Raw genomic sequence first — 23,960 nt, 5'->3', positions numbered from 1 at the left:
CGCGCGGTCAGCCCCCTCGCCCGCTTGCGGGAGAGGGTTGGGGTGAGGGCCAGCGCGCACCCAACCCACTATAAATCCTGCGAATACACCTTCACCTGCACCTCGGGAAACTCCAGCGCATCACACTGATACTGCCAGCCGAAGCGCTCGTAATAACCGCCAAACGTTGACCACAGCCACACCGTTGCATAGCCGCGCTGGCGGGCGTAATCCAGCACGTGCTGCTGCAGCGCGGCGCTCAGCCCCTGCCCGCGCGCCGCTTCATCCACATACAGCGCGGCAACCCACGGATAGAGATCCTGGCGGCTGATCAAATCGCAGCGCCAGAACCCTACCGTGCCGTGCGGCACGTCATCGTCGTCCAGCGCGACAAAGGTCACCGGAAACGCGGCCCCGTTCAGGCTGCTGCGCACAATGCTGTCGTAAAACGCGCGCGAAGTGCCGTCACCAAACGCCTGCCACAGCCAGTCGGTGATCTGGCTGGCGTGATGCGGCACGCTGCTGAGCGGCACGATGCGCATCAGTTCAGCTCCAGCGCCAGCAGTTCCTGAATGGTCTGCGCGCGGCGAATTTCACGCGGCACGCCCTGCTCAAACAGAACCTCCGGAATCAGCGGACGGCTGTTGTAGTTGGAGGACATCGATGCGCCGTAAGCGCCGGTATCATGGAATACCAGATAATCGCCGACCTGTGCCGCCGGCAGCGCGCGGGTTTCCACTTTGCCCCCTTCCAGCTGGGTAAACACATCCCCCGACTCACACAGCGGCCCGGCCACCACGCTTTCCACATTCGCCTCACCTGGCGTGCGGCCATCGGCGGGCAGCAGCGAAATATGGTGATAGCTGCCGTACATCGACGGACGCATCAGGTCGCTGAAACCGGCATCCACCAGCACAAAGTGACGGCTGCCCATCTGCTTCACCGCGCGCACCTGCGACACCAGCACGCCCGATTCCGCCACCAGGAAGCGGCCCGGCTCAATCTCCAGCTTCACCGCATGGCCGAGGTGCGCCGCGATACGCTCGCGCGCGCCGTTCCACAGCCCGTAATAGTGCTGCGTATCTATCGCCTCCTCACCAAAGCGGTAAGGAATCGACAGCCCGCCGCCCGCCGAAATGGCCTGCAGGTCCTGGCCAAAGGCCACTACCTGATCGACCATCGCGTCGCACACCTGCTGCAGATGGCCGTAATCGACGCCGGAGCCAATGTGCATATGTAGCCCCACCAGTTGCAGGCCGTGTTGCTGAATCGCCGCCAGCGCCAGCGGCAGATCGCTGTGCCAGATGCCGTGCTTACTGTTTTCGCCGCCGGTATTGGTTTTCTGGCTGTGACCGTGACCAAAGCCCGGATTAATGCGCAGCCAGACGCTGTGGCCCGGCGAAACCGCGCCGAGCTGATGCAGCATATCCACTGAGCCAGCATTCACCGGCACCTTCAGCTCGGCGATACGCGCCAGCGTCGGCTGATCCAGCACGTCAGCGGTGAACACAATATCCTCACCGCCCGGCTGAAAACCGGCGGCCAGCGCACGTTCGATCTCGCCGAGCGAGACCGAATCGACCTTAACGCCGGCAGCGCGCATCAGGCGCAGAATATGAATATTTGAGCAGGCCTTTTGCGCAAAGCGCACCACGTCAAACGCGCTGAGCTGCGCAATACGCTGCTGAATGATTTCGGCATCGTAAGCCCAGAACGGGCCGCTGTAGCGCTGCGCCAGCGGCAGCAGAGTTGTGGCGTTAAGCGCCGTCTGGGAATCGTTAAGTGGACGTGGCATGAACATTCTCCTGAGTCGTTGCTGTCATTTAGCCACAGCACAGCGATGCAGAAAAATATCTGTTTAAGCATTAGCTATGCAAATATGATATGGGTGACACGGAGGCGACGATGGCAAAAATTAACTGGCGGCATATCGAAATCTTTCATGCGGTGATGACCAGCGGCAATCTGACGCAGGCCGCCACGCTGCTGCACACCTCGCAGCCAACGGTGAGCCGCGAACTGGCGCGGCTGGAACAGCAGCTGGGTTTACAGCTGTTTGAGCGCGTGCGCGGCCGACTGCAGCCTACTGTGCAGGGGCTGCGGCTGTACGAAGAGGTGCAGCGCTCATGGTACGGACTGGATCGCATCATGGATGCCGCCGAAGGGCTGCGCCAGTTCCGCCAGGGCGAGCTGTCGATCGCCTGCCTGCCGGTCTTTTCCCAGTCGCTGCTGCCGCCGCTGCTGCAGCCGTTTTTACAGCGCTATCCGCAGGTGAGCCTGAATATTATTCCGCAGGAGTCGCCGCTGCTGGAGGAGTGGCTGTCGGCGCAGCGCTACGATCTCGGTCTGACCGAAACCCAGCATGCGCCCGCCGGTACCGAACGCCTGGCGCTGCTGACCTGCGACGAAGTGTGCGTGCTGCCGCCGCAGCATCCGCTGTGTCAGCGGGCGGTGCTGACACCACAGGATTTCCACGGTGAAAACTACGTCAGCCTGTCACGCAATGATAGCTATCGTCAGTTGCTGGATGCGCTGTTCCATGAGCAGCAGGTGGAGCGGCGGCTGGTGCTGGAGACGCACAGCGCCGCATCGGTGTGCGCGATGGTGCGCGCCGGGGTGGGTATTTCGATTGTTAATCCGCTGACGGCGCTGGATTACGCCGACAGCGGTGTGGTGATGCGCCGCTTCAGTATCGCCGTGCCGTTCACGGTGAGTCTGGTGCGGCCCCAGCATCGACCGGCATCGGCGCTGGTCGATCACTTCTGCGACCACCTGCAGCAGCAGGTGGCCACCTTTCCGCAGCGCATCGCCCGGCGGCTGGCTTAAGCGCGCACCGTCTCACGCTGGCCACCCGATTTACGGAAGGTCAGCAGACAAACCACCAATCCCGCTGCCGCCAGCGCCGCCGCCGCGACCGGTACCGCCGTCAGGCCATAGCCTTTGTCGATCACAGCGCCACCTACCCACGCACCGAGTGCGTTACCGACGTTAAAAGCCGAGATGTTGAGCGTTGACACCAGGTTCGGCGCGTCTTTGCCGTGGCGCACCACGTTGATTTGCAGACCCGGCACGGTGGCGAAGGTCGCCATCGCCCACAGGAACAGGGTGATCTCTGCCAGCCACAGCGCATGGCTGGTCCAGCTGAACAGCAGCGAGAACACGGCGATCAGCGAAAAGCTGAGGATCAGGCTGAACGACACTTTCCAGTCCGCCAGTTTGCCGCCAACAATGTTACCCACCGTCAGACCCGCGCCAATCAGGAACAGCGTCCAGCTGACGCCGCGATCGCTGATGCCGGTCACCTGCAGCAGCAGCGGCGCAATGTAGCTGAACAGCGCAAACATCGCGGCAGCAAAACACACCGTCATCAGCAGGGACAGCCACAGCTTGCCGTTGGCCAGCGCGCTGATTTCGCTCGCCAGATGCACCGGTTTTTCATCTTTGTTGGTCGGCAGGCTGACAATCAGCGCAATGAACGCAAGGATGCCGATAATCGCCACGCCCCAGAAGGTGGCGCGCCAGCCGAACAGCTGACCAAACCAGGTGCCAAGCGGCACGCCCAGTACGTTGGCCAGCGTCAGACCGGTGAACATCAGCGCTACCGCCGACGCCTGACGGCTCGGTGCCACCAGGCTGGCCGCCACCACTGAACCGATGCCGAAGAACGCACCGTGACACAGCGCGGTAATGACGCGCGCCAGCATCAGCAGGTTATAGGTATAAGCCAGCGCACAGAGTACGTTGCCGATGATGAAGATGATCATCAGCAGAATCAGGGTACGTTTGCGCGGCAGTTTCGCGGTCAGCAGCGCCATGATTGGCGCGCCGATGGCCACGCCCAGCGCATAGCCGCTGATCAGCCAGCCCGCAGATGGAATCGACACCTGCAGGTCACCTGCCACTTCCGGCAGTAACCCCATGATGACGAACTCCGTGGTGCCGATGGCGAACGCACTCAGCGCCAGCGCAAGCAATGCAACAGGCATAACACACTCTCCCAAAATAATTTTGCAGGCGGCCGCACGACGATCGCCGTACGGTTAAGACAGACGCGTATCCCTCCGACAGTGCGGGGATGTTTATTTTTGAACTGCGTCACAGTCTGCTATTAAAGCACAGCCTCTGACTCTCAACCACCCGGGCGGCAGCAAGGCTATTTTGCCTGCGCGGCAATAATCCCGGCGCTAAAAAGTGTCGCTTATACATCACTAAGACAGGACGGGGATAACAGGCTACGCTTGATAGCAGGTTGTGATCGCTGTCACGGCGACGCCGCTTTCTGGCGTGAAATCAGGCAGTAAAGGATAGTCGCGCATTGCCGATACCCCAATGGATTGCCCGGTGATGCGGCGTCAACACAACAGGGGGACAGAGTTATGCGATGGATCATCGCGCTGGCGATCGGCGGCTTAAGCGGCTGCTCGGTCGGGCACTATGAATACAGCTCAGAAGCGGCCAGGCGCGTCGACATGACCGTCACCGGCATTCCCACCGTGCTCGGCGTCGGCGCGCTGGGCACCACCATCCCCCTGACGCGCGAGTACAGTCTGACGGCGGCACATGTCGCCAAATATTCGCTGTATCGGGTGAAAGCGTGGCATCCGGAGTGCGATATCGCCGTGGTTTATCATCAAAATAACGAAGCCAACCTGCCCCCGCAGTTCCGCAATAGCCATATTGGCGACAACGTTAATCTGTACGGTTATAGCTTTATCTCCGCGCTGCCGGTGGCATCAAGCGGGACCAACCTGATCAATACCACGCTGAGCAATGACTGGAACAAGGCCAGCTGCGTGGTGGTGGCGGCCAATGCCGGCGTGGTGAAAGGCATGTCCGGCGGCGCGGTGTATAACGCCAGCGACGACACGCTGGCCGGGGTGATTGTCGGCTATAGCAGTCGGATTGATGATAACAAGAGCGGTAAAACGCTGTTTAAAGATGTGGCGCTGTATGTGCCTTATGCGCGGTTTCAGGCGTGGCTGGAGGGCGTGATGAAGTCTTAGGGTGGGTGCGCGCTGATGCCCTCACCCCGGCCCTCTCCCACAGGGAGAGGGGGAAAACCAGAGCGGCCCTCTGCCACAGAGAGAGGGAGAAAACCAGAGCGGCCCTCTGCCACAGAGAGAGGGAGAAAACCAGAGCGGCCTTCTGCCACGGGGAGAGGAAGAAAACCAGAGCGCTCTCTCCCACCGTGGAACAAGCAAGTCCCCTCTCCCAATGGGAGAGGGTTAGGGTGAGGGCAACCTGATTACTTACCGGTCGGGCGCAGTGCCGGGAACAGGATCACATCACGGATGGTGTGGCTGTTGGTGAACAGCATGACCAGACGGTCGATACCAATGCCCAGACCCGCGGTCGGTGGCAGACCGTGCTCCAGCGCGGTGACGTAGTCTTCGTCGTAGAACATCGCTTCGTCATCACCGGCGTCCTTCGCGTTAACCTGCTGCAGGAAACGCTCGGCCTGATCTTCCGCATCGTTCAGCTCGGAGAAGCCGTTACCGATTTCACGGCCGCCGATGAAGAACTCAAAGCGGTCGGTGATTTCCGGGTTCTCGTCATTACGACGCGCCAGCGGTGACACTTCTGCCGGATACTCGGTGATGAAGGTGGGCTGAATCAGGTGCGCTTCGGCGGTCTCTTCAAAGATCTCAGTTACCACGCGGCCCAGACCCCAGCTCTTTTCCACTTTGATGTGCAGCGCATTGGCAATCGCTACCGCTTTGTCAAAGTCATCCAGATCGGCGAGGTCCGTTTCCGGACGGTATTTTTTGATCGCTTCACGCATGGTGAGCTTCTCAAACGGCTTGCCGAAATCGAAGGTGTGGTCACCGTAAGGCACTTCCGTGGTGCCCAGCACGTCCTGCGCCAGGGTGCGGAACAGGCTCTCGGTCAGCTCGATCAGATCTTTGTAATCCGCATACGCCATATAGAGTTCCATCATGGTGAACTCTGGATTGTGGCGCGGCGAGATCCCTTCGTTACGGAAGTTACGGTTGATCTCGAACACGCGATCAAAACCGCCGACCACCAGACGCTTGAGGTACAGCTCCGGCGCGATACGCAGGTACATGTCGATGTCGAGCGCGTTGTGATGGGTGATAAACGGACGCGCAGAAGCGCCGCCAGGAATCACCTGCATCATCGGGGTTTCCACTTCCATAAAGTCGCGGTTAACCATGAACTGACGAATGCCGGCCATGATTTGTGAGCGAATTTTAAACGTCTTGCGCGAATCGTCGTTGGAGATCAGGTCAAGGTAACGCTGACGGTAACGGGTTTCCTGATCGGCGAGACCGTGGAATTTGTCCGGCAGCGGACGCAGCGCTTTGGTCAGCAGACGCAGCTCAGAGATGTGGATCGACAGCTCGCCGGTTTTGGTTTTGAACAGCTTACCGCGCGCGCCGAGGATATCGCCGAGATCCCATTTTTTGAACTGCTCGTTGTAGACGCCTTCCGGCAGATCGTCACGGGAAACGTAGATCTGGATCTGGCCGCCCACATCCTGCAAAGTGGCGAACGACGCTTTACCCATGATGCGGCGGGTCATCATACGCCCGGCTACGCTCACCTCAACGCCGAGCGCTTCCAGCTCTTCGTTCTCTTTGCTGTCATAGTCGGCATGCAGACGATCGGAGGTGGTGTCACGGCGGAAATCGTTAGGAAACGCCACGCCCTTTTCACGCAGCGCGCTGAGTTTTTCGCGACGCGCTTTCAGTTCGTTGTTTAACTCAAGGGCGGCATCAGCGCTCTGCGGTTGTTGTTCAGACATGTCGGTTCCTTATAGCCCTGCTTTTAAACTTGCTTCAATAAAACGGTCAAGATCGCCATCCAGCACGGCCTGGGTGTTGCGCGTTTCTACGCTGGTACGCAGATCCTTGATGCGCGAATCGTCAAGAACGTATGAACGGATCTGGCTGCCCCAGCCGATGTCCGATTTGTTCTCTTCCGCCGCCTGCTTGTCGGCATTCTTCTTCTGCATTTCGTATTCGTACAGCTTGGCGCGCAGCTGTTTGAAAGCCTGATCTTTGTTTTTATGCTGCGAACGATCGTTCTGGCACTGCACCACAATGTTGGTCGGCAGGTGGGTAATACGCACCGCAGACTCGGTTTTGTTGACGTGCTGACCACCGGCACCCGAGGCGCGATAAACGTCGATACGCAGGTCGGCCGGGTTGATTTCGATGTCGATGTTGTCATCCACTTCCGGATAGATAAACACCGAGCTGAATGAGGTATGACGACGACCGCCGGAATCGAACGGGCTCTTACGCACCAGACGATGGACGCCGGTTTCCGTGCGCAGCCAGCCGTAAGCGTAATCACCAATGATTTTGATGGTGGCTGATTTGGTACCGGCCACTTCGCCTTCGGACTCTTCGATGATCTCGGTTTTAAAGCCTTTGGCTTCTGCCCAGCGCAGATACATACGCAGCAGCATGCTGGCCCAGTCCTGCGCTTCGGTGCCGCCGGAACCCGCCTGGATATCCATGTAGCAGTCGGCGCTGTCGTATTCGCCCGAGAACATGCGGCGGAACTCCAGTTCACCCAGCTTCACCTCCAGCGCGTCCAGCTCGACCACGGCTTCGTTGAAGGTCTCTTCGTCGTCGGCTTCCACCGCCAGCTCCAGCAGACCCTGCACATCTTCCAGCCCCTGCTGCATCTGGTCGAGGGTTTCAACCACCGCTTCCAGCGAGGCGCGCTCTTTGCCCAGCGCCTGCGCGCGTTCAGGTTCGTTCCAGACGTCCGGCTGTTCCAGCTCGGCGTTTACTTCTTCAAGGCGTTCTTTCTTGGCATCGTAGTCAAAGATACCCCCTAAGAACGCTGCTGCGCTCGCTGAGGTCCTGGATACGATTTTTGACCGGATTAATTTCAAACATGGCTTTTCAGTCTTTTTTGACGATTCGGTGAGAGGAGATAAAAGTAACGCGCTAGTTTACCCGAAAGCGCGTCTGGTTTGTAGCTTTGCACATCAATGGCTATACCGCGTATGAACCGGCAGAAAATAATTGCGCCACTTCTGGAAACTGACTGGCGTCGCCATTACCAAAAACGCCGCCAGCGCCTGCAGCCCGAACCGGGCACCTTCAGAATTTTCCTACATAATCACGGCAATAAACGCCAGCTGGCGTCATTAAACACCATGATTTATCAGGCAAAATCGTTAAAACTCCACCATCAGAAATGTCTGGTTCGTAGCGTGATATAGCGCGATTAACCTGCGCAATGCTGCGCTGTCCTGGCCATCGACCGGCCAGCGCATACCTTACCATTTCTGCACCCTGGCGGAATCTCAGGGGTTCGTGCTTCATCTCTTGCGCTCTGTCTGTCAACCACGTTGCTCAGGATTATTCGTGACAGGGAAAGACTGCATTCAGGCCCGTTGACGTGAACGGGCGACAACATGCCCTGAGAGGCATGAGGAGTTGCCATGCATTATCCTGTTGTTACTTTTCGACCCTCACCGCGCCTGCTGGCGCTCCTCATCCCGTTCCTGCTCAGCGCCTGTGGTGGCGGAGGCGGCGGCGGTGGTGGTAGCGGCGGCGGCAGCACCTTAACCCCGGTCACGCCCGTTGTTGAACCCACAGTGCCGGCCATCGCTGCCAGCAGTAAAGTGGGCATCATTGACTCCGGTCTGGCACCCGGGCGCAGCGAAATTAACTATGCCAACGTGAATTTCTCCAGCTATGTCGACAGCAACACTGCGCTGAACGACAACATGGGGATCAACGGCCACGGCACGCTGGTGGCGATGACGCTGCTGGGGCTGTCGCCCGACAGCGCGCTGTATGTAGCGCAGGCGTCACAAAATAACATTTTCAGCTATGACAATACTGCGCGCGCGGTGCAGGGCTTAGTGGCGCAGGGCGTGCGCATTTTCAATATGTCTTACGGTTCGCAGGAGCGCTTTACCAGCCAGCAGGCGCTAACCGATGCGCGCCAGCGCTATCAGTCCCTGTATCAGGGGCTCCACGCCGTGGCTGCGGCAGATGGGCTGGCGGTGATGATCACCGGCAACAATAGCGGCGCCACGCCGGCACCGGACGTGCTGACGCCGCTGATGTATAACGACCCGCAGCTGGCCCGTAATCTGCTGGCGGTCACCGGCATCCTGAGTCATACCGGTTATGATTTGCCGGGCCGCTCAGCCGGTACCGGGCCGTTTGACGCCTGCGGCGCGGCCGCCGCGTGGTGCCTGACCGCGCCGGGCTATACCGATTACCTGTATCAAAACTCTGATGGCAGCTGGGTGCAGGCGCGCAGCTACGGCACCTCGTTTGCCGCACCGCGTGTGACGGCTGCGGCCTCGCAGCTGCTGCAGCGCTTTCCGTGGATGAGCGGCCACAACCTGCAACAAACCCTGCTGACCACCGCCACTTACCGCAGCGATGCGCACGATAACGTCGCCGACAGCGCCAACGGACAGCCTTATAATGAGACATTCGGCTGGGGCGATCTTAACGCCGCGAAAGCCTTAAACGGTCCGGGACAATTCTGGGCAGAGGACTTCCACGCGCGCCTCGACGGCGGCCAGTATGTGTTCAGCAACGACATCAGCGGCGATCGCGGGCTGGTGCTGGACGGCAGCGAGCGCAGCGGTACGCTGCAGCTGACCGGTAACAACAGTTATCAGGGTCTGACGCAGGTTTCCGCCAATAGCCTGCTGATTGACGGTGCGATTGCCGGCAACGCGCTGGTGAACGGCAGCGGCAAACTGGGCGGCAGCGGACGCATCGGCGGCAACCTGGTTAACCAGGGATCGGTTAACGGCGGCCTGCAGGTGGCGGGCAACTATCAGCAAAGCGCCGACGGTACGCTGAACGTCACGCTGAATAATCCGCTGCGCGTGGCCGGTAACGCGGCGCTCGACGGTACGCTAAACCTGGCGCCGCCCTCCTCCAGCTACGTGGTGAAACAGCAGGAAACGCTGCTGACCAGCGCCGGTGGCGTAAGCGGTCAGTTTAGCCAGGTCAATACCGGCGTGTTTCTTGAGGGTTCCGTCAACTATGACGCCCATAACGTCACCGGCCAGCTGACGCGTAAAAACACCGCCGCCGCGGCACAGGCGATGGGAATGGATAGCACCAGCGCACAGCAGACCAGCCGCAATCTGGAGCAGGCGTTTGAGCTGGCGGACCGCTGGCAGGGTCAGGCGACGCTGAGCAGTGCGCAGCAGTCAGCGCTGGCGGCCGCTGGTGCCTTCCAGACGCTGGCGGACACCCGCAGCGCGCAGGCGGCGATCAACTCCCTGTCCGGTCAGGCGCATGCCTCCGGTAATGCGGTGCTGTTTAACGCGCTGGATTATCAGACGCGCCTGCTCAACAACCGCATCGATGATGCCAGCGAACAGGGGCGCTTTGGCTTCTGGCTGGAGAGCGGCCAGCTGCGCGGCTCGCTCGATCAGGACGGCTATCTCGGCAACCGCTATCGCAATACCCTGACGGCGCTGGGTGCCGACAGCGACTTTGGCCTGCCCGGCCTGCGCCTCGGCGTCGCCTGGACGCACACTCAGCTTGATGCCACCTATGACGACACCGGCGGCAACAGCCAGAACAGCCTGCAGGGCGTAATGCTGTATGGGCGTTATGCGGTGACGCCAGCCTGGTACTGGCAGGGCAACCTCAGCTATCAGCATGGACGCGATAAGCTGCAGCGCCTGGTGCTGCTGGACGAGGCCGCGCCGGTCTCCTCTTCCGCCCGCACTGACAGCTGGCAGGCTGCGCTGCAGAGCGGCTATCGCTGGACGCTGCAGGAGGATTATCGCATTGAGCCCTATCTCGGCTGGCGTGAAACCGGCCTGCAAACCGGCAGCTTCAGCGACAGCGGCAGCGCGTTTGGTCTGCAGGGCGACGGCGACAGCTATCGCCGCAGCGTCGGTTACGGTGGCCTGAATCTCAGCGCGCGCCAGGACTGGTCGGCGGGCTGGTGGAGCATGCTGAGCCTGTACGGCGAATACCAGTACGCGTTCAGCAATCCGTCGATGGACGTCAGCGCGCGCTGGAGCGGCTTCGGCAGCGGTCAGCAGAGCTTTACCATCCCGGGTATGCAGCTCGATCGTCGCTCGCAGTGGTTTGGTGCGCGCGTTGATCTGGTGCAGTCGGCACGCGCGCGGTTGTTCCTGCGTGCCGACCGCCACGTGGCCGATCGCGGCGATGAGAAGGTGCTGCGCGGCGGTGTCGATGTGACGTTCTAAGCGTTACGACTGCGGCCAGATATGGTCGATGATCAGCTGTACCGAGCGATTGCCGCGGTATTCGTTGATATCCAGCTTGTAGGCCAGCTGCACCTGACGCACGCTGCTGTCTGGCCACAGGCTGGTGTCCACGTTAAAGGCAATGCCATCCAGTAACGGGCCGCCGCCCAACGGCTCGACCATCACTTTAAGGTGACGCTCGCCGACCAACCGCTGCTGCAACAGCTTGAACTGACCGTCAAATACCGGCTCCGGGAACGCCTGGCCCCAGGGGCCGGCTTCACGCAGCATTTCCGCGGTGTGCAGGGTGAACTCCTGCGCATGCAGTTCGCCATCGGACCACATCACACCCTGCAGCGCCTCGCCTTCCAGCCATTCGTCGATCAGTGCGGCAAAGCGCTGGCGGAACTCATCATACTTCGCCTCTTCCAGCGACAGCCCCGCCGCCATGGCGTGCCCGCCAAATTTGATGATCAGGCCAGGATAGAGCGTGTCGATGCGTTCCAGCGCGTCGCGCAGGTGCAGCCCGGCAATCGAACGGCCGGAGCCCTTCAGCGTGCCGTCACCGGCGGGCGCGAAGGCGATCACCGGGCGGTGGAAACGCTCTTTCAGGCGTGACGCGAGAATGCCAACCACGCCCTGATGCCACTCCGGGTGATAAAACGCCAGCCCGAGCGGCAAATCGCGATGCTGGCGCTCCAGCTCATCGCACAGTGCCAGCGCTTCGCTCTTCATGCCCTGCTCAATCTCTTTACGCGTCTGATTGAGCGCATCAAGTTCGCTGGCCAGCATGCGCGCCTGGGCAATATCCTCGGTCAGCAGCAGCGCAACGCCAACCGACATGTCGTCCAGACGGCCGGCAGCATTGAGGCGTGGCCCGACGGCAAAGCCGAGATCGCTGGCCGCCAGCTGACGCGCATCACGGTTGGCAATCTCCAGCAGCGCGCGGATGCCGGCGCGGCATTTGCCGGCGCGGATGCGGCTTAGCCCCTGCCACACCAGAATGCGGTTGTTGGCATCCAGCGGCACCACGTCGGCCACGGTGCCGAGCGCCACCAGATCCAGCAGTTCGGCCAGATTGGGCTCACTGCGCCCGTCACTGAACCAGTTCTGCTGACGCAGATGGGCTCGCAGCGCCAGCATCAGATAAAACGCCACGCCGACACCCGCCAGCGAACGCGACGGGAATGCGCTGTCGCTCAGGTTAGGGTTAACGATGGCCTCGGCCGCCGGCAGCGTTTCGCCCGGCAGGTGGTGATCGGTGATCAGCACCGGAATCCCGTGCTGGTGCGCCGTGTCCACGCCCGCGTGCGACGAAATACCGTTATCCACGGTGAGGATCAGCTCCGCGCCGCGCGCGCGCGCCTGCTCCACCACTTCCGGGCTCAGGCCATAGCCGTCCTCAAAGCGGTTCGGCACCAGATAATCGACGTTACCGCCCATGCTGCGCAGCGCCAGCACGGTGAGCGCGGTGCTGGTAGCGCCATCGGCATCGAAATCGCCCACCACCACGATACGGCGTTGCTGCTGCAGCATTTCATGCAGCAGCGTCACGGCGCGCTCAATGCCGCCAAGACTTTGCCACGGCAGCAGGAATTTCGCGCCGCGTTCCAGTTCGGCGGCGTCTTTAACGCCGCGCTGCAGGTAGAGACGACGCAGCAGCGGCGGTAAATCATCGGGTAACTGCGCATCGGCCTGGGCTTCACGCCGACGCAATTCTACAGAGTGCATCACTGTGTCTTAACCACCACGCTTCTGGCCGTCCAGCACCTGCTTCAGCTCCTGCGGTCCCTGGTAGCCAGGAATCATCATGCCGCTGTCGGTGAGGATGGCGGGCGTGCCCTGAATACCAAACAGAATGCCCAGCTTGTAGTGCTGGTCGAGATTGATTTTGCAGCTCGCCGGCGCATCCATTTGCGGTGCGTCGCCCTTCATCGCGGCATCAAACGCCTTGTTGCGGTCAGCGCTGCACCAGATAGCCTTCATGGCTTTCTCCACCTGGCCGTGCAGGCCTTCACGCGGGAACGCCAGGTAACGCACGGTGATGCCCAGCGCGTTGTAGTCAGCCATCTGCTCGTGCAGCTTGCGGCAGTAGCCGCAGGTGATGTCGGTGAACACGGTGATCACGTGCTGCTCTTTCGGCGCTTTGTAGACAATCATTTCCGGGGCCAGCGCGGCGACTTTTTTATCCAGCAGCTGATTGGTGACGTTCACCGGCTGCGCGCCGCTGACATCGTACAGCGGGCCCTGAATCATGTGCTTGCCGTCCTCGGTGACGTACAGCACGCCGCTTTCGGTCATTACCGTTTTGATACCCGGCAGCGGCGACGGCTGAATTTCCGCCTGCTGCATACCCAGTTTTTTCAGGGATTGCTGAATCGCGCTGTCATCGGCATGGGCCAGCGCAGAAAAGGCGCTGACCAGCAGAGCCAGCGTCGTAACGGTTTTTTTCATCTCAAATCCTTGTTGCCGCTGCTCAGGCGCGCGGATGATGCTGTTGATGTAACTGACGCAGGCGCTCAGTCGCCACGTGCGTGTAAATCTGGGTGGTCGACAGGTCGCTGTGCCCCAGCAACATCTGTACGACGCGTAAATCGGCACCATGGTTCAGTAAATGTGTGGCAAATGCGTGGCGCAGCACGTGCGGTGACAGCTTTTCGCTGTCGATGCCGGCAAGGGTGGCATAGTGTTTGATGCGATGCCAGAAGGTCTGGCGCGTCATCTGCTGCGCGCGATTGCTGGGGAACAGCACATCAATAGTCTGTCCGTTCAGCAGCCACGGCCGCCCGTGTTCCATATAGTGCTCCAGCCAGTAAATCGCTTCTTCACCTAATGGCACCAGCCGCTCTTTATTGCCTTTACCAATCACGCGCACCACACCCTGACGCAGGCTGACATCGCTCAGCGTCAGACCGACCAGCTCGGACACGCGCAGCCCGGTGGCGTACAGCAGCTCCAGCATCGCTTTGTCACGCAGTTCGAGCGGTATGTCCGTCGCCGGTGCCTGCAGCAGGCGCTCGACCTGATTTTCTGACAGATCTTTCGGCAGGCGCTGCGGCAGCTTAGGCGCTGAAAGCAGCGCGCTGGGATCGTCACTGCGCAGCTTTTCGCGATACAGATACTGGAACAGACGGCGCATGGCGCTCAGGGTGCGCGCCGAGCTGGTGGCTTTGTAACCGCCCTCAATCCGCTCGGCGAGAAACTGCTGTAAATCGGCGGCTTCCAGCGTCAGCAGCGTGCGCTCATGGTGGTGCAGCCAGGCAGTGAGCGTCTGCAAATCCTGACGATAGGACGCCAGCGTGTTCTGCGCCAGGTTGCGCTCAATCCAGAGCGCGTCGAGAAACTGTTCTATCAGATCGCTGTCCTGCACTGTTGCCCCTCGCCGTGTGAAATCGTGCTCATTATGCCTGAAACTGGCCTGCTTCTGGTACAATTGCGCCAGAGTGAGTTTCAGTCAGAGCATTAATTGCATGAATATCGGTCTGTTTTACGGTTCCAGTACCTGTTACACCGAGATGACGGCGGAGAAAATCCGCGACTTTATCGGTGAAGAATTAGTCACACTGCATAACCTGAAAGATGACGACCCGTCGCTGATGGAGCAGTACGATCTACTGATTCTCGGTATTCCGACCTGGGATTTCGGCGAACTGCAGGAGGACTGGGAAGCGGTGTGGCAACAGCTGCCGGCGCTCAACCTGCAGGGCAAAATTGTGGCGCTGTACGGCATGGGCGACCAGGTCGAGTACAGCGAATGGTTCCTCGATGCGCTGGGCATGCTGCACGAACTGCTGCTGCCGATGGGCGTGCAGTTTGTCGGTTACTGGCCGCTCGACGGCTACCAGTTTACCAGTAAGAAACCGCTGACCGCCGATGGTCAGCAGTTTGTCGGTCTGGCGCTCGACGACGTTAATCAGTTTGAGCTGAGCGAAGAGCGCGTCGAGCAGTGGTGCGAACAGATCCTGACCGAGACCGCCGCGCTGCTTTAACGCGCCGCTGCCGCCTCACGCAAAAAACAGCAGGCGCGTAACGTGCGCCACGCGCCGGGCGGCATGCTGTCGTGCAGCAGCCACAGCCGCCAGCGCTGCCCGCGACGGTTACGCAGCACCAGCCTCACGCCCCACGGCAGCCAGTCCGGCTGGCGTTGCAGCTGCCAGCGCTCACCGCGCCAGTGCCAGTCACCTTTGTCATCCAGCATGAGCGCGCCGCAGCGCTGCTGCAGGCGACGCGCATTGCGCCAGCACTGCAGCAACAGCAGGATGAGCAGCGTGGCCTGAAGCCAGGCCCAGCCCGCCGGCCAGCGACAGGTCAGCAACAGCGCGCCACACAGCCCGAACAGCGTCACATTCAGCGCCCGCGCGCTGCGTGACGCGCGCAGATCACATTGCCACCGGCCCGCGTTCACAGTTGCGCTGCTGAATCAGTTTTACCATGCGTTTGAACTCGGGATCGGCCGGTTCGCCGTGGTTCATCATCCAGTTAAACAGGTCTGGATCGTCGCTCTTCAGCAGCGCGACAAATACCTGCTTGTCGATGTCGCTCAGCGAATCATACTCATATTTAAAGAACGGCATGATCGAGACATCCAGCTCCAGCATGCCGCGACGGCATGCCCACTGGACGCGCGCTTTGTCATGAATATCCATGTGTCTTCTTCCACAGCTGATAACAGTGGCGCTCAGTGTACCTGCTTTTTCGCCGCGCTGCAGGCGTGCAACCAGACGCTGCGCGCCGTGACGCACAGCAACGCCACCGGTTACAGGGTTATCACGCGATTTGTGCGCCAGATTCCGCAAACAGGTTGCAATGGCGCACTGCTCTTTTAACATTGGTAAGCATATTACTGGATAAACCTTATTGATCAGGACGGACTCATGCCGATTTTCACCCTTCCGCCTCGCCAGCCCGCTGCGGCGTCGCGCCTGCCTTTAACACTGATGTCGCTCGACGAGTGGGCGCTGGTGTCGGTGCAGGGCAAAGACAGCACTTCTTATCTGCAGGGTCAGCTGACGCTGGACGTGGCAGCGCTGGACGCGGCTCAGCATCGTCCGGCGGCGCACTGTGATGCCAAAGGTAAGATGTGGAGCAATCTGCGCCTGTTTCATCGCGGAGAAGGTTATGCCTACCTGGTGCGCCGCAATCTGTGCGAGCAGCAGGTCACCGAGCTGAAAAAGTATGCGGTGTTCGCCAAAGTGACCATCGCGGCGGACGATGATGCGGTGCTGCTTGGTGTTGCCGGTTTTCAGGCGCGCGCCGCGCTGGCTAACGTTTTCGCCACGCTGCCGGATGCGTCTACACCGGTGGTGCAGCAGGATGACAGCACACTGCTGTGGTTCGCCGAACCGGCCGAGCGTTTTCTGCTGGTTACCACGCCGGCGCAGGCCGAAGCGCTGCAGCAGAAGCTGGCCGGGGAAGCGCAGCTGAATGACAGCACGCAGTGGCTGGCGCTGGATATTGCGGCGGGCGTGCCGGTGATCGACAGCGCCACCACGGCGCAGCTGATTCCGCAGGCCACTAACCTGCAGGCGCTGGATGCCATCAGCTTTAAAAAAGGCTGTTATACCGGCCAGGAGATGGTGGCGCGCGCCAAATTCCGCGGCGCCAATAAACGTGCGCTCTACTGGCTGGCGGGCAGCGCCAGCAAAGTGCCGGACGCGGCCAGTTCGCTGGAGCTGCAGATGGGCGACAAATGGCGTCGCACCGGTACGGTGCTGAGCGGCGTGCAGCTGGATGATGGCAGCGTGTGGGTGCAGGCGGTGCTGAACAACGATCTGGAGCCGGATAGCGTGCTGCGCGTTGAAGGCGATGAAAGCGGTAAACTGACCATCCAGCCGCTGCCCTATTCGCTGGAAGAGTAACGGTTACGGCTGGTATGCCGCAGGGTCGCCATCAGTGGCGACCCTTGCCTTGTTACATCACGTAAAAATAGATGGCGCAAAAGTGCAGCACGCTGCCGCCCAGCACGAAACCGTGCCAGATGGCATGATTGTACGGGATACGGCGCGACACATAGAAAATCACCCCAAGCGAATAGACAATCCCGCCCGCCGCCAGCAGCCAGACGCCGCCGGCCGACAGTTTGGTTGCCAGCTGATAAATCACCACCAGCGACAGCCAGCCCATGCTGAGATAGGTCACCAGCGACAGCACTTTAAAACGATGCGCAATGGTCAGCTTAAAGATGATGCCCGCCAGCGCCAGACTCCAGATCACCACCATCAATCCCTGCGCCAGCGGCGATTTCAGCCCGACCAGCAGAAACGGCGTGTAAGTCCCGGCGATCAGCAAATAGATGGCGCAATGGTCAAATTTCTTCAGCCAGTACTTAGCGCGCTGATGCGGAATCGCGTGGTACAGCGTCGAGGCGAGGAACAGCAAAATCATGCTGCCACCGTACAGGCTGTAGCTGGTGATGGCGGTGATATTTGCCTGCATTTCAACCGCCTGCGTTAGCAGCAACACCAGCCCGACGATGCCAAACACACAGCCCAGACCGTGGCTGATGCTGTTGGCGATCTCTTCTGCCAGTGAATAGCCCTGGGCGATAAGTCGGTTCTGTACCATGGCGGCGAATTCCTGAGGGTGATAACAAAAATTGTGCTTTTTCTGTGCACCAGAGTAGCGAAGAACATTTTCAGAGTACACATGTACGCTAAAATAATTCTGTGAAGAGGTGTGACAACCCAGCGGCAAACCAATCTGTTACACTGAGGCTTCATTTTCTCCGCGAGCGCCGTCCGAATGTTTTCACACAGCGACCTGTCCCGTTTGAATGACCTTGAGATGCAGATATATCACTTCATCATCAAACACCGGGAAAGTGTCAGTTATATGACCATCCGCGAACTGGCGGCGCAGGCTGGCGTCTCGACCACCACGGTGCTGCGCTTCTGCCGCAAAATGCACTGTGACGGCTGGTCAGAATTCCGCATCCGTTTTCGCCTGGCGCAGGAGCAAAGCGCGCCGGTGCTGCTGCCCTCCGGCGTCGGGGAAATGCTGAGCTTTTTTAAAAGCATCAATAACGCCGAATTTGATCAGCAGATTGCCACTGCGGCGCAAATGATCATTGAGGCTGAGCACATTTTCTTTATTGGTGCCGGCACTTCAGGCAGCCTTGGCAAATATGGCGCGCGCTACTTTTCCAATATTGGTAAATTCAGCCATCACATCGACGATCCTTATTATCCGGTGAGTAAAAGCGCCTGGGAAAATGCGCTGGCGATTATTTTATCCGTCTCTGGCGAGACCGAAGAGATTCTGCGCTTTGCCAGCCAGTTCAGCCTGCATCACTGTAAAATCATCTCCATCACCAACCACGACAACTGCTCGCTGGCGAAAATGGCGGATTTCAATCTCTCCTATCATGTGCCGCAGGAGAAACTGCCTGACCGCTACGATATTACCACCCAGGTACCGGTCATTTATATTCTGGAGACGCTAGGCCGATATATTGCCCGCCTCACGCAGGTGTAAAACAACCTGTTTTTCGGCGGTAACAAGTCACATTTCCGCGCCGGTGTTATAGCGTGACTTTGCTATTTCAGTTGTTACACTGCGGGCAGTATTATTTTCGCCAACAGCGTGACGAGGTAATGAAATGAGTGAAGGATTGCAGTTACCCAGCGGATTTCTCTGGGGCGGCGCAGTGGCAGCCCATCAGGTTGAGGGCGGCTGGGATCAGGGTGGCAAAGGCGTCAGCATCGCCGATGTTCTCACCGGCGGCGCACACGGCGTTGATCGTGTTATCACGCCCGGTGTCCAGCCCGGCCAGCACTATCCCAACCATCAGGCGGTGGAATTCTATTCGCACTATAAACAGGATGTGGCGCTGTTTGCTGAGATGGGGTTCAAATGCTTCCGCACCTCGATTGCCTGGACGCGCATTTTCCCCAACGGCGATGAGCTGCAGCCCAATGAAGCCGGCCTGCAATTTTACGATGACCTGTTTGATGAGCTGCTGAAATACGGCATCGAACCGGTGATCACCCTGTCGCACTTTGAGATGCCTTATCATCTGGTTAAAGAGTACGGCGGCTGGGCTAATCGCAAAGTGGTCGATTTCTTTGTGCGCTTCAGTGACGTGGTGATGACGCGCTATAGCCACAAGGTGAAGTACTGGATGACCTTCAATGAAATCAATAATCAGCGCAACTGGCAGTATCCGCTGTTCGGCTACTGCTGCTCCGGCGTCGTGTTCACTGAGCATGAAAAGCCCGAGCAGACGATGTATCAGGTGATGCATCACCAGTTCATCGCCAGTGCCAAAGTGGTGAAGCGTGGCCACGAAATCAACCCGGATTTCCAGATTGGCTGCATGATCGCCATGGTGCCGGTCTATCCGTTCTCCTGCCATCCGGACGACGTAATGCGCGCACAGGAGTCAATGCATCAGCGCTACGTGTTCAGCGATGTGCAGATGCGTGGTGCGTATCCGGCTTATACGCTGAAAGAGTGGGCGCGCAAAGGCTATCACATTGAGATGGAAGCCGGTGACGCCGAGACGCTGCGTCAGGGCTGCTGCGACTACATCGGGTTCAGCTACTACATGAGCAACGCGGTGGACACCAAAGCCAGCGGCGTTGACGACCCGATCACCGGTTTCGACGGCGTGGTGCCTAATCCGCACGTCAAAGCGTCCGACTGGGGCTGGCAGATTGATCCGGTCGGCCTGCGCTATGTGCTGAACGCGCTGTATGAGCGCTATCAGAAGCCGCTGTTTATTGTTGAAAACGGCTTTGGTGCCATTGATAAAGCTAACGCGCAGGGCGTGATCGAAGATGATTACCGCATCGATTATCTGCGCGCGCACATCGAAGAGATGAAAAAAGCGGTGGCGCTGGATGGCGTCGATCTGCTGGGCTATACGCCGTGGGGCTGCATCGACTGCGTTTCCTTCACCACCGGCCAGTACAGCAAGCGTTACGGCTTTATCCACGTCGATAAAAACGATGACGGCAGCGGCAGCTTTGCCCGTTCGAAGAAGAAAAGCTTCGCCTGGTATCAGCAGGTGATCGCCAGCAATGGTGAAGTGCTGTAACGCTAATGGCGCGCGACGTGTTGATGTGCGCCGCGCGCTCACAGGCTATTTATGACGGGCCGCTCAACGCCCGCCTGACGCATCAATGAAGCTGCCGGTGACGTAGGAAGCGGCGTCACTGGCCAGCCAGGCGATGGCGGCAGCAATTTCTTCCGCCTGACCGCCACGCTGCATCGGCAGTGAAGCCGCCAGGCGATCAACGCGCCCCGGCTCGCCGCCGTCGGCATGCATATCGGTGTAGATCAGCCCTGGCCGCACGCTGTTGACGCGAATACCCTGCGCCGCCACTTCCAGTGACAATCCTCTGGTCAGCGTGTCCATCGCGCCTTTCGACGCCGCATAATCGACATACTCATTGGGCGAGCCGGTACGCGCGGCCGCCGATGAGACATTAACAATGGCGCCGCCCTGGCCGCCGTGCGCGGTGCTCATGCGCTTCACCGCTTCGCGGCAGCAGATAAACGTGCCGGTGACGTTGGTTGCCAGCACGCGCTGAATGCGCGCAGCATCCAGATCCTCAACCCGGCACTGGGAGAAGAGAATACCGGCGTTATTCACCAGCACGCGCAGCGCGCCCGGCTGCTGATCCAGCTGCTGAAACATGCGCACCACCTGCGCTTCGTCGGCAATATCCGCCTGTAAGGCAAACGCACTGCCGCCCTGCGCTTCGATATCTGCTACCACCTGCAACGCTTCTGCTTCGCGCTGCCGGAAATTGACCGCCACGCGATAGCCCGCCTGCGCCAGCAGCAGCGATGTTGCCCGTCCAATTCCGCGGCTACCGCCGGTCACCAGTGCCAGATCCATATGCTTCTCCCATAAAAAAAGGCCGACAAATCGGCCTTGAGTATTACTGAAGGGTTTGGCTTGTGCCTGGAAATTACTGGTATTCACTCATCGGAACGCATGAACAGAATACATTGCGATCGCCAAACACATCGTCCAGACGCTTAACGGTCGGCCAATATTTATTGACGCTGCCAGCCGGGAAGACCGCCAGTTCACGGCTGTACGGATGAGTCCAGTCGCCGACGATTTCCATCTGGGTGTGCGGTGCATTCACCAGCGGGTTGTCGTTTGCTGGCCATTCACCGTCGGCCACGCGGTCGATTTCCATGCGAATTGCCAGCATCGCGTCGATAAAGCGGTCCAGCTCGATTTTGCTTTCGGACTCGGTCGGCTCGACCATCAGCGTACCGGCGACCGGGAACGACATGGTCGGCGCATGGAAACCATAGTCGATCAGGCGTTTCGCGATATCCAGCTCGCTGATGCCGGTCTGCTCTTTCAGCGGACGAATGTCGAGAATGCACTCATGCGCCACGCGGCCGTCACGACCGGTGTAGAGAATCGGGTACGCCGACTGCAACCGGCTGGCGATGTAGTTGGCGTTGAGAATCGCCACCGAACTGGCCTGCTTCAGCCCTTCGGCGCCCATCATACGAATATACATCCAGCTGATGGGCAGAATAGACGCGCTGCCGAACGGCGCGGCAGAAACCGCGCCCTGCTGGGTCAGCACGCCGTCAATTTGCACCACACTGTGGCCGGGTACGAACGGCGCCAGGTGGGCTTTCACCCCGATAGGCCCCATGCCCGGACCGCCACCGCCGTGCGGAATGCAGAAGGTTTTGTGCAGGTTGAGATGCGACACGTCAGCGCCGATATAGCCCGGCGTGGTGATCCCTACCTGCGCGTTCATGTTTGCGCCGTCGAGGTACACCTGGCCGCCGTACTGATGCACGATCTGGCACACTTCGCGAATGGTCTCTTCGTAAACGCCGTGCGTCGACGGATAGGTCACCATGATGCACGACAGCGCATCACCAGCCTGCGCCGCCTTTTCACGCAGATCGCCGAGATCGATGTTGCCCTGCTTATCACAGGCCACCACCACGACCGCCATGCCCGCCATCTGCGCGGACGCCGGGTTGGTGCCGTGCGCCGAGCTCGGGATCAGACAGATAGTACGGTCACCTTCATTACGGCTCTCATGATAGCGACGGATCGCCAGCAGGCCGGCGTATTCGCCCTGCGCACCAGAGTTTGGCTGCATGCACAGCGCATCGTAACCGGTGAGCTGGACCAGCCACTGTGACAGCTGGCCGATCATCTGCAGGTAGCCAGTCGCCTGCTCTGCCGGACAGAACGGGTGCAGTTCAGCGAATTCCGGCCAGGTGATCGGGATCATTTCGGCAGCGGCATTCAGTTTCATGGTGCATGAGCCGAGCGGGATCATCGCCTGATTCAGCGCCAGATCCTTTTTCTCCAGGCTGTGCATGTAACGCATCATCTCGGTTTCGCTGTGATGACGGTTGAACACCGGATGGGTGAGGAAGTCGCTGGTGCGTAACTGGCCAGCCGGAATGGCGCTGTTTTCCGCCGCCACCGCCGCATCCAGCGCCTCGATGTCCTGTCCGTGCGCGTCGCCCAGCAGAATGGCAAACAGCGCCAGCACGTCTTCACGCGTGGTGGTTTCATCCAGCGTGATACCGACGGCGTTGAGAATGTCGCTACGCAGGTTGACGCCGAAGCTTAGCGCCCGGTTCAGCACCGCCGCCTTGTCCGCGACTTCAACGGTCAGCGTATCGAACCAGCTGTGATGGCGCAGCTTCAGGCCGCCGTTTTGCAGGCCTGCCGCCAGAATCGAGGTGAGACGGTGAATACGCGAAGCGATACGCTTCAGACCTGCCGGACCGTGATAAACCGCGTACAGGCCGGCGATATTCGCCAGCAGCACCTGTGAGGTACAGATGTTGGAGTTGGCTTTCTCACGGCGGATGTGCTGTTCACGCGTCTGCATCGCCATGCGCAGCGCGGTGTTACCGGCGGCATCGCGTGACACGCCGATGATGCGGCCCGGCATGGAACGCTTGTGCTCATCACGGCTGGCAAAGAAGGCCGCGTGCGGACCGCCGTAGCCCATCGGTACGCCAAAGCGCTGGGCGGAGCCGAAGACAATGTCAGCGCCCTGCTTGCCCGGCGCTTCCAGCTGCACCAGCGCCATGAAATCCGCCGCTACGCTCACTACCACTTTACGGCTTTTCAGCTCAGCAATCAGTTCACGGTAGTCATGCACTTCACCGCCGGTACCCACCTGCTGCAGCAGCGCGCCGAACAGATCGTCGTGCTCACGCGCTTTTTCGGCGCGATCGATAATCAGCTCAAAGCCAAAGGTTTCGGCGCGGGTGCGCACCACATCCAGCGTTTGCGGATGGATGTCATCAGCAATAAAGAATTTCGTCGCGTTCTTCAGCTTGCTGACGCGTTTGGACATTGCCATGGCTTCGGCCGCCGCGGTGGCTTCATCCAGCAGCGAAGCAGAAGCAATATCCAGCCCGGTGAGATCGAGTGTCAGGGTCTGGAAATTGAGCAGCGCTTCCAGACGGCCCTGCGACACTTCCGGCTGATACGGCGTATACGCCGTGTACCAGCCCGGATTTTCCAGCATGTTGCGCAAAATCACCGGTGGGGTGATCACGGCGCTGTAACCCATGCCGATCCAGGATTTGTAACGCTGATTCTGGCTGGCAATGGCTTTCAGCTCTGCCAGCGCCTGCTGTTCAGTCGCGGCATCGCCTACCGCCGGCGGACCCGGCAGCTGGATATCGGCAGGCACAATCGAAGCGATCAGCGAAGCCAGCGAGCTGGCACCAATCGCTTCCAGCATGGTGGCCTGCTGAGCGGCATCAGGACCGATATGGCGCTCAATAAAAGCACCGTTATGTTCGAGCTGGCTGAGAGTCTGGGTCATTT

At 59.7% G+C, this 23,960-nt stretch carries 20 protein-coding genes; 7 read left to right on the top strand and 13 right to left on the bottom strand.

From position 1 onward, the window contains the following. Nucleotides 1–68: 68 nt before the first annotated feature. Together MXF20_RS13500 and lysA are read right to left on the bottom strand one after the other, a co-directional pair. Nucleotides 69–521 carry a GNAT family N-acetyltransferase gene (locus MXF20_RS13500; RefSeq protein WP_058757074.1) on the bottom strand — a complete coding sequence of 151 codons (453 nt, stop codon included), beginning with the start codon at nt 519–521 and terminating at the stop codon, nt 69–71. Continuing rightward, nucleotides 521–1,774 (bottom strand): diaminopimelate decarboxylase, encoded by a 1,254-nt coding sequence (lysA, locus tag MXF20_RS13495; RefSeq protein ID WP_325969785.1) that lies wholly within the window; start codon nt 1,772–1,774, stop codon nt 521–523. Before lysA ends, MXF20_RS13500 begins: the two co-directional genes overlap by 1 nt. Nucleotides 1,775–1,884: 110 nt before the next feature. On the opposite strand from lysA, the gene MXF20_RS13490 reads away from it, so the two are divergent. Then, nucleotides 1,885–2,805, top strand: a complete 921-nt coding sequence (locus tag MXF20_RS13490) for a LysR family transcriptional regulator (protein WP_325969784.1) — start codon at nt 1,885–1,887, stop codon at nt 2,803–2,805. Here MXF20_RS13490 and MXF20_RS13485 read toward each other — a convergent pair. Next, complete coding sequence (locus MXF20_RS13485; protein ID WP_021506684.1) at nt 2,802–3,965, bottom strand: MFS transporter; 1,164 nt, start codon at nt 3,963–3,965, stop codon at nt 2,802–2,804. The genes MXF20_RS13490 and MXF20_RS13485 overlap by 4 nt on opposite strands. Nucleotides 3,966–4,355: 390 nt before the next feature. Between MXF20_RS13485 and MXF20_RS13480 the strand changes: the two genes are divergently transcribed. Next, nucleotides 4,356–4,982, top strand: coding sequence for a serine protease (locus tag MXF20_RS13480; RefSeq protein ID WP_325969783.1), 627 nt, complete (start codon nt 4,356–4,358; stop codon nt 4,980–4,982). 242 nt (nt 4,983–5,224) lie between these two features. On the opposite strand, the gene lysS is transcribed toward MXF20_RS13480, so the two are convergent. Together lysS and prfB are read right to left on the bottom strand one after the other, a co-directional pair. Next, entirely contained in the window at nt 5,225–6,745 is a 1,521-nt protein-coding gene (lysS, locus tag MXF20_RS13475) for a lysine--tRNA ligase (protein WP_325969782.1), read from the bottom strand. Nucleotides 6,746–6,754: 9 nt separating this feature from the next. Continuing rightward, nucleotides 6,755–7,853 (bottom strand): peptide chain release factor 2 gene (prfB, locus tag MXF20_RS13470; protein ID WP_152999247.1). Its coding sequence is split into 2 segments (ribosomal slippage): nt 6,755–7,777 and nt 7,779–7,853, totalling 1,098 coding nucleotides; the frame shifts between segments, so codons are not numbered across the junction. 551 nt (nt 7,854–8,404) lie between these two features. Between prfB and MXF20_RS13465 the strand changes: the two genes are divergently transcribed. Beyond that, the gene (locus MXF20_RS13465; protein ID WP_325969781.1) at nt 8,405–11,167 is read left to right on the top strand and encodes an autotransporter domain-containing protein; all 2,763 of its coding nucleotides are present in this window, start codon (nt 8,405–8,407) and stop codon (nt 11,165–11,167) included. Nucleotides 11,168–11,170: 3 nt separating this feature from the next. On the opposite strand, the gene recJ is transcribed toward MXF20_RS13465, so the two are convergent. Genes recJ through xerD form a run of 3 tightly spaced genes read right to left on the bottom strand, consistent with a single transcriptional unit; the run spans nt 11,171 to nt 14,537 of the window. Continuing rightward, nucleotides 11,171–12,898 (bottom strand): single-stranded-DNA-specific exonuclease RecJ, encoded by a 1,728-nt coding sequence (gene recJ, locus MXF20_RS13460; protein WP_058771561.1) that lies wholly within the window; start codon nt 12,896–12,898, stop codon nt 11,171–11,173. Nucleotides 12,899–12,907: 9 nt separating this feature from the next. Then, nucleotides 12,908–13,621, bottom strand: a complete 714-nt coding sequence (gene dsbC / locus MXF20_RS13455; RefSeq protein WP_325969780.1) for a bifunctional protein-disulfide isomerase/oxidoreductase DsbC — start codon at nt 13,619–13,621, stop codon at nt 12,908–12,910. A 22-nt stretch (nt 13,622–13,643) separates the two neighbouring features. After that, nucleotides 13,644–14,537: a site-specific tyrosine recombinase XerD gene (xerD, locus tag MXF20_RS13450; RefSeq protein ID WP_058757089.1), complete on the bottom strand. Its 894-nt coding sequence runs from the start codon at nt 14,535–14,537 to the stop codon at nt 13,644–13,646. 100 nt (nt 14,538–14,637) lie between these two features. On the opposite strand from xerD, the gene fldB reads away from it, so the two are divergent. After that, nucleotides 14,638–15,156 carry a flavodoxin FldB gene (gene fldB, locus MXF20_RS13445; RefSeq protein WP_010616927.1) on the top strand — a complete coding sequence of 173 codons (519 nt, stop codon included), beginning with the start codon at nt 14,638–14,640 and terminating at the stop codon, nt 15,154–15,156. Here fldB and MXF20_RS13440 read toward each other — a convergent pair. Both MXF20_RS13440 and sdhE read right to left on the bottom strand, forming a co-directional pair. Beyond that, nucleotides 15,153–15,572, bottom strand: coding sequence for a protein YgfX (locus MXF20_RS13440; RefSeq protein WP_325969779.1), 420 nt, complete (start codon nt 15,570–15,572; stop codon nt 15,153–15,155). The two genes, fldB and MXF20_RS13440, sit on opposite strands and share 4 nt — an antisense overlap. Then, nucleotides 15,547–15,813, bottom strand: a complete 267-nt coding sequence (sdhE, locus tag MXF20_RS13435; RefSeq protein WP_325969778.1) for an FAD assembly factor SdhE — start codon at nt 15,811–15,813, stop codon at nt 15,547–15,549. Before sdhE ends, MXF20_RS13440 begins: the two co-directional genes overlap by 26 nt. Before the next feature lie 228 nt (nt 15,814–16,041). Here sdhE and ygfZ point away from each other — a divergent pair, with 228 nt between their 5' ends. Beyond that, complete coding sequence (gene ygfZ / locus MXF20_RS13430) at nt 16,042–17,025, top strand: tRNA-modifying protein YgfZ (RefSeq protein WP_325969777.1); 984 nt, start codon at nt 16,042–16,044, stop codon at nt 17,023–17,025. A 52-nt stretch (nt 17,026–17,077) separates the two neighbouring features. On the opposite strand, the gene trhA is transcribed toward ygfZ, so the two are convergent. Continuing rightward, complete coding sequence (gene trhA / locus MXF20_RS13425; RefSeq protein WP_262257245.1) at nt 17,078–17,731, bottom strand: PAQR family membrane homeostasis protein TrhA; 654 nt, start codon at nt 17,729–17,731, stop codon at nt 17,078–17,080. A gap of 177 nt (nt 17,732–17,908) precedes the next feature. On the opposite strand from trhA, the gene MXF20_RS13420 reads away from it, so the two are divergent. Continuing rightward, nucleotides 17,909–18,640, top strand: a complete 732-nt coding sequence (locus tag MXF20_RS13420) for a MurR/RpiR family transcriptional regulator (RefSeq protein WP_325969776.1) — start codon at nt 17,909–17,911, stop codon at nt 18,638–18,640. Nucleotides 18,641–18,764: 124 nt separating this feature from the next. Next, a complete protein-coding gene (locus tag MXF20_RS13415; RefSeq protein WP_325969775.1) occupies nt 18,765–20,204 on the top strand; it encodes a 6-phospho-beta-glucosidase in 1,440 nt (479 codons plus the stop codon). A 63-nt stretch (nt 20,205–20,267) separates the two neighbouring features. Here the strand turns inward: MXF20_RS13415 and MXF20_RS13410 are convergent, their stop codons facing one another. Both MXF20_RS13410 and gcvP read right to left on the bottom strand, forming a co-directional pair. Continuing rightward, nucleotides 20,268–21,011 carry an SDR family oxidoreductase gene (locus tag MXF20_RS13410; RefSeq protein ID WP_325969774.1) on the bottom strand — a complete coding sequence of 248 codons (744 nt, stop codon included), beginning with the start codon at nt 21,009–21,011 and terminating at the stop codon, nt 20,268–20,270. Between the two features lie 73 nt (nt 21,012–21,084). Continuing rightward, nucleotides 21,085–23,958 carry an aminomethyl-transferring glycine dehydrogenase gene (gene gcvP, locus MXF20_RS13405; RefSeq protein ID WP_325969773.1) on the bottom strand — a complete coding sequence of 958 codons (2,874 nt, stop codon included), beginning with the start codon at nt 23,956–23,958 and terminating at the stop codon, nt 21,085–21,087. Between the last annotated feature and the right edge of the window lie 2 nt (nt 23,959–23,960).

The organism is Pantoea dispersa (assembly GCF_035783935.1).
GTDB classification, from domain to species: Bacteria; Pseudomonadota; Gammaproteobacteria; order Enterobacterales; family Enterobacteriaceae; genus Pantoea; species Pantoea dispersa_C.
The sequence above is the reverse complement of the archived record's forward strand: the minus strand, read 5'-3'. Positions and strand labels throughout refer to the sequence as shown.